The 6,360-nt window shown below is 40.3% G+C and carries 5 protein-coding genes; 2 read left to right on the forward strand and 3 right to left on the reverse strand.

Features of this window, described 5'->3' with window-relative positions:
• A partial coding sequence (locus L652_RS0116055; RefSeq protein WP_033013541.1) for a CNNM domain-containing protein occupies positions 1-244 on the reverse strand: 244 nt, incomplete at its 3' end.
• An 84-nt stretch (positions 245-328) separates the two neighbouring features.
• Between L652_RS0116055 and L652_RS0116060 the strand changes: the two genes are divergently transcribed.
• Together L652_RS0116060 and L652_RS0116065 are read left to right on the forward strand one after the other, a co-directional pair.
• Positions 329-2,824, forward strand: a complete 2,496-nt coding sequence (locus L652_RS0116060; protein ID WP_024597648.1) for a prolyl oligopeptidase family serine peptidase — start codon at positions 329-331, stop codon at positions 2,822-2,824.
• Between the two features lie 216 nt (positions 2,825-3,040).
• Positions 3,041-3,745 carry a response regulator transcription factor gene (locus L652_RS0116065; RefSeq protein WP_002957913.1) on the forward strand — a complete coding sequence of 235 codons (705 nt, stop codon included), beginning with the start codon at positions 3,041-3,043 and terminating at the stop codon, positions 3,743-3,745.
• Here the strand turns inward: L652_RS0116065 and L652_RS0116070 are convergent.
• Positions 3,742-5,253, reverse strand: a complete 1,512-nt coding sequence (locus L652_RS0116070; protein ID WP_024597647.1) for a YifB family Mg chelatase-like AAA ATPase — start codon at positions 5,251-5,253, stop codon at positions 3,742-3,744. The genes L652_RS0116065 and L652_RS0116070 overlap by 4 nt on opposite strands.
• A 34-nt stretch (positions 5,254-5,287) precedes the next feature.
• Positions 5,288-5,902 (reverse strand): trimeric intracellular cation channel family protein, encoded by a 615-nt coding sequence (locus L652_RS0116075; RefSeq protein WP_002957915.1) that lies wholly within the window; start codon positions 5,900-5,902, stop codon positions 5,288-5,290.
• Between the last annotated feature and the right edge of the window lie 458 nt (positions 5,903-6,360).

Consider the following 6,360-nt stretch of genomic DNA (forward strand, 5'->3'; position numbering starts at 1 on the left):
CAGCCGCTTGTGCGCCAACTCCCGCTGCACCTGCAGTATGGGCAACTGTATTTAAAGTTAAAATAGCAGCTAAAGGCTGATCTATATTGTTTTTAAGCTTTTCGAGCTGTTTAGCAAGCCCAGGGTGTTTTTTTCTAAGTGATGCAACATAGCTGGGCGAAATACTTAATAACACAGCCTCCATCACAGAACATAAAAACGAAATAACAATCGCCACTACCATATAAACTATCAGTAAAGTCACTTTCTCTCCTCTATATTGGATATGTGAGCATGGTAACAATACATGCTATATTTGGCCAAACTTCCAATAATAATAGGCATAATAATGAAATTTAGCGCACCATGGTGTCATCAAAATAAGCTATTTAAGTACGCAGCAGCTCTTTTAACACTTAGCAGCTTAAGCTTTGCTGCAATAGCTGCACCATTAGATAAATCAAAAATTCAGTTTATCGGCCCACTTGCCGAAGATATGCAGTTAAAGCCTTTTCAGACACCTCATGGCAGTGCGATTATTAACAACCTATTGCCGCAACTACAAGCAGACACCGATAGTTTTTCTATATTTGGGAAAAAACAAAACTGGCAACCGTTTAATAAAATCAATGCGCTCACTTTAGGTGGGTTACAGGCACTAAAATTTAATATTGAAACAACCCGCTTTACGCAAGGTACGCTTACCTTAAAAGGGATTGAGCAAGGGCAGTTATTTATTAATGGCGAACTACAAACAGGCGATAAAAATAGCTATAAGTTAGCTTTAAATAACAGTACTCACACTGTTTTAATAGTAGCCCAGCAAGTAGCTAATTGGCACGATGTAACGCTTGATTTTGCTCCAAAGAGCGAGGTTGATAAAATTACGCTCAGCACTTCACAAACAAAACGTTTATCTGCAAAACAACTGTTTGATGCTCCTACAATTAGCCAATTATCACTCGCACCTAATGCCAAGCAGTACGTTACTACCACTCGCACTTATAGTGATAAAACACAAAATCAAGCAAATACAGTTACTGTACTTAAAGATTCAGACAATCAAACGCTTTATCGCTTTGAAGCAGGCCAACCAAGTAACATTATTTGGAGTCCAGATAACCAATATTTAGTGTATTTGTTAAATGGTGAGCTTAAACAACTTAACCGTAAAAACTTCTCAATAAAAACATTAGCAAACGATTTAGAAGGAGCTAATAGCTTTACCTTTTATAACAACACCAGCCTTTTGTTTAGCTGGTCTAAATCACCCGAGAGCACTAACAGCTTAACTAAGCACTATAAAGGTCTGCAAGATCGCTGGTCGTATGCACGTTCCATCAGCCAAATTTATATGCTTGATACTAAAAGTGGTTTAACAAAAGCACTTAGCCAAGGTCCTCTTTCTTACAGCCTTGAAGATTCAAATAGTAACCGTGGCAAAGTATTAATGAGCCGCCCAGTAATGGCAATGCAGACATCAACTCACCCTGAAACAGAGCTTGTTGAACTCGATTTAAAATCAAACAAGCTTTCATCGCTTGGTAAATTCAAAACGTTTAATTTAGCCAAATACGCAAATAAAGATATTTATGTAGTTGCAGGCCCAGACTTTAAAAATGGCGCAGGCAGAGCACTACCAAAAGCAATGCTTGCTAATAACTACGACGGGCAACTTTACCTACTTACTGAAAGCGGTAAAAACGTAAAAACACTCAGTAAACAATTCGACCCCGCTATTGGCCAACTACACGTTTTAGAAAACGGCGATGCGCTCATTAAAGTAACAGAGCAAGACACTCAACCACTTTACCTATTTGATTTAAGTAAACAGCGCTTTAAAAAGTTAAATACAGGATTGGATATTGTTGAACAATTTAGTTACTCACACGACCGTAATACCGAAATTTTATTAAGTGGCACTAACGCTTTAGCGCCACAACAGCTAAAGCGCCTTAACGTCAGTAAAAATAAAACAGATTTAATATGGGATTCAAAACCAAGTAGCTATGCAAATATACGACTCCCTACATTAGAAGAGTTTAATTTTAAAAATAAACATGGGGTTGAAATAACTGGCCGCGTTTATATTCCTAGCAATTTAGATAAAACTAAAAAGCACCCGGCGCTCGTGTATTACTACGGCGGCACTTCACCAGTTACGCGTGGTTTTACAGGTCGTTATCCGTTTAACTTATGGGCAGAAAATGGCTACATTGTTTATGTAGTACAACCTACTGGCGCAACAGGGTTTGGACAAAAGTTTTCAGCGCAGCATGTTAATGCCTGGGGCGACTACACCGCAGACGATATTATCGAAGGCACACAAGCCTTTTTAAATAAATACAACTATGTTGATAGTAAAAAAGTAGGTAACTTAGGGGCATCGTACGGTGGCTTCATGACCATGTTATTGGCAACTAAAACCGATATATTTAGTGCTTCAATAGCTCATGCGGGTATTTCTAATATTACCTCGTATTGGGGTGAAGGTTGGTGGGGCTACTTATATTCTGGCGAAGCATCAAAAAATAGCTTCCCGTGGAATAACCCTGAGCTTTACAGCCAACATAGCCCTGTATTTCATGCCGACAAAGTAACAACACCTATGCTACTTCTTCATGGTGATAGCGATACCAATGTACCTGTTGGCGAAAGCTTAACAATGTACACTGCACTTAAACTGCTTAATAAGGACGTAGAGTTAATCGAATACAAAGGCGCCGACCATCAAATTTTTGCACGCGATAAACGATTTGATTGGTGGAACACCATGCTCGCATACTTTGATAAAAAGCTAAAAAACGAGCCTCAATGGTGGGACTCGATGTATAAAAATGACTGAGCCTGAACCTTTAAAATAACGACTTAATACAGATTTATTAATAGTAGAATTAATTATTTAGCACCTTTTAATTAGTCTAAAGGTGCTAACCTCATCCTCTAATAACGTCTTATACACCTTTGAAATATTAAGTTACTTAAAACTAATAAACCCCCTTCTCAGCATTTACCTAATGGTGCTACCATACAGAGCTATAAGCATTCAAAATAAAGTACTATGGCTATTAATGTTTTATTGGTTGAAGACGATGAACTACTCGTTAAACGCATCCAAAATCACTTTGCAGATACCGAATTTACAATAGAGGTAGACCCCACTGGCGCTGATGCACTTAACATTGTAAGGCAGCGGGTAAACCTGCGCGGTGCTATATCATTAGCCATAATTGACATTGTCTTACCAAAGCGCGACGGGCTTCAGCTCGCAAAAGAATTAAACACACTGACCGATATTGGCGTTATTGTATTATCGAGTCGTGACTCCCAAGCCGATCGTATTGCAGGTCTTGCACAAGGTGCTGATGACTATATTTGTAAGCCCGTCGATTTACTTGAGTTAGAACTTCGCATGCGCGCGCTCTATAAGCGTGTTGCAGTTAACCTAGAAGACGACGAAAGCGAAGAGTTTATAGAATATGCTGACTTTAAGCTTCATCCTGATAACCGCACATTAATTACTGCTGCGGGCGTTGAGTCACGCTTAACTGAAGCCGAACATAAAGTGCTTATTTGCTTAATTAGTAATGCAGGTAAAGCCACATCCCGTGAAAAAATATCAGAAGAAATAGGCCAGCCCGATTGGAGCCCAAACGATCGTACTGTTGATGTGCTTATTGGTCGTTTACGTAAAAAATTAAATGACGAAAAAGATCAAAAACGCATCGTTACCGTACGCGGTAAAGGCTATATGCTTTCTATTTAATACTTAGTTAATTGCGCAATAAGGCGCTCAAATGCGCGGTAATTAAGTGCTTCTTTAAGCTCATTTAAACTAATGTTTTCAGCGCCTTTTAAATCACTAATAGTCCGCGCCACCTTAATTATTCTATGGTAAGAGCGTGGCGATAAAGACAACTTCTCGCTTGCTCTAGCTAAAAATTGCAACTCTGCAGGCGCAAGTTCACAGTGCACACTCATTTCTTTATTATTAAGTCTCGCATTAACCTTACCTTGGCGTTTTAGCTGCACATAATAAGCAGCCTCAACTCTTGCTCTAACCTCAGCACTGGTTTCCTCTGGTTTGGTACTTTGTAGCTCAACACTCGTTAAACGAGGTAGTTCTATTTGCAAATCAATACGGTCAATAAAAGGCCCTGATACTCGCGATAAATAACGCATAACTTGATCGGGAGTTGCCCGCTTATCAGTATGGCTCCCCGTTGGGCTTGGGTTTAATGCTGTAATAAGCTGAAACTGCGCTGGGAACTCCATTTGCCTAGCTGCACGTGAAATAGTTACTGTGCCGGTCTCCATTGGTTCACGCAGTGAATCAAGCACCTTACGCTCGAATTCCGGTAACTCATCTAAGAAGAGCACACCGTTGTGTGCCAGCGAAATTTCACCAGGCTTGGGATTTGAAGAGCCCCCCACCAAAGCAACAGCTGAGCACGTATGATGCGGATTGCGAAATGGCCGCTGTCGCCAATTAGTTAAATCTATGGATTGTCCAATAATAGAGTAAAGCGCAGCTGTTGAAATAGCTTCATCGTCCGACATAGTAGGCATAATTGTAGCCATTCGCTGGGCCAGCATTGATTTACCAGTACCTGGAGGGCCTAAAAATAGTAAATTATGCCCGCCAGCTGCGGCTATTTCTAATACTCGCTTTGCACCGGGCTGACCTTTAACATCGCTTAAATCGAGCAAAAAATCAGGGGCTTGCGTGCAGTCGGGGTACTCTATATTTAATGGCAAGGGTTGTTGATTAAGTAGGTCGCCCCATACTTCTTGAATAGAGCTTACGGCTTTGCGTTTAACGCCATTAACTAGGCTTGCTAGGCTGTCGTTTGCAAGAGGTAAAAAGCAGCAGCGATCTTCTTCTTTAGCAGCAAGTACCGAAGGTAAAATAGCGTTTACACCACGCACTTCACCATTAAGAGCAAGCTCACCATAAAACTCGTACTTATGAATATCAGGACACACTATTTGCCCAGAGGCGACTAAAATACCCACCGCAATAGCCAGATCAAACCGCCCACCATCTTTTGGTAAGTCGGCTGGGGCTAAATTTACGGTTATTCGTTGATCGGGAAAACCAAATTGTGAGTTTTCGAGTGCGCTACGTACCCTGTCTTTCGACTCTTTAACAGACGCTTCGGGCAGGCCTACAATATGAAAAGCGGGTAAACCATTTCCTAGGTGAACCTCTACAATAACTTCAGGGGCATTTATGCCCACTTGAGCACGAGAAAATATACGAGCTAACGACATTCCTTATCCTAGTAAATGGTGTAATTACACCAGTTTAGTCAGGATATTTAAAAACGTGTAATGTGATTTGCCATTTTATAGCGGCTAAACGAAGTAATAAGGTCATTAACATTCCTAATACCATCGCCATTTCGGTTGCTAACGAAAAACTAATGCCAAGCGTATAAACAGTACCACCCGCTATACAGGTAATAGCGTAAAGCTCCCCCTTTAATAGCATAGGGATCTCGCGTGCAAGCACATCTCGAATTAATCCACCAAAGCAGCCTGTAATTACAGCCATAATTACCGCAGTCATATCGGGCATACCAACAAGCTGTGCTTTTTGCGCCCCCATTACTGCAAAAAAAGCTAACCCAAACGCGTCCGCTGTTTGTAAAATATAATGAGGTATCGGCTTTTGTTTATTTATAAGGCGTGTTGTAACAAATACTGAAGCGAGTATGGCAAAAAAGTAACTTTGATCGTGTAACCAAAACACTGGAACATCTAAAATTAGATCTCGCACTGTACCACCACCAATAGCAGTTACTGTCGCTAAAACTACGACCCCAAAGCCATCCATTTTTTTCTCATACGCTAGCAAAGTGCCCGATACAGCAAACACCGCAATGCCTATTAAATCAAACCAGTGGTAAAGTTCAGTCATATTTGTAACAACCTAAAAATATTTGTGCCGTTTTAACACAAACCAAACAAGGTTTTAAGTAATAACGATTTATTTTAAGAAGTTTATAACATTTTAAAGTGTATCTTAGGGGGGCGGGAGCTTGCGCTTATGAGAAGTGAATGCCTCATGCAGTGAAGATGATCTCACCACTCTCATCAAATTTTAGACATAAAAAAACACGCTTTAAGCGTGTCGTTTCATTCTTATTTATTTCAGTGGTTGCGGAAGCCTGAACTTATAAAAGCTGAACCGACGACCTTCGGGTTATGAGCCTCAATATACACACTAAATTTTAGACATAAAAAAACACGCTTTAAGCGTGCCGTTTCATTCTTATTTATTTCAGTGGTTGCGGGAGCCTGAACTTATAAAAGGTGAACCGACGACCTTCGGGTTATGAGCCACAATATACACACCAAATTTTAGACATAAAAAAA

Source organism: Pseudoalteromonas sp. TB25 (genome assembly GCF_000497995.1).
Taxonomy (GTDB): domain Bacteria; phylum Pseudomonadota; class Gammaproteobacteria; order Enterobacterales; family Alteromonadaceae; genus Pseudoalteromonas; species Pseudoalteromonas distincta.

What these genes read in the sequence shown, in the direction of transcription:
- L652_RS0116060 (WP_024597648.1), top strand. Translation starts at nt 329, where the DNA reads ATGAAATTTAGCGCACCATGGTGTCATCAAAATAAGCTATTTAAGTAC.
- L652_RS0116065 (WP_002957913.1), top strand. Translation starts at nt 3,041, where the DNA reads ATGGCTATTAATGTTTTATTGGTTGAAGACGATGAACTACTCGTTAAA.
- L652_RS0116070 (WP_024597647.1), bottom strand. Translation starts at nt 5,253, where the DNA reads ATGTCGTTAGCTCGTATATTTTCTCGTGCTCAAGTGGGCATAAATGCC.
- L652_RS0116075 (WP_002957915.1), bottom strand. Translation starts at nt 5,902, where the DNA reads ATGACTGAACTTTACCACTGGTTTGATTTAATAGGCATTGCGGTGTTT.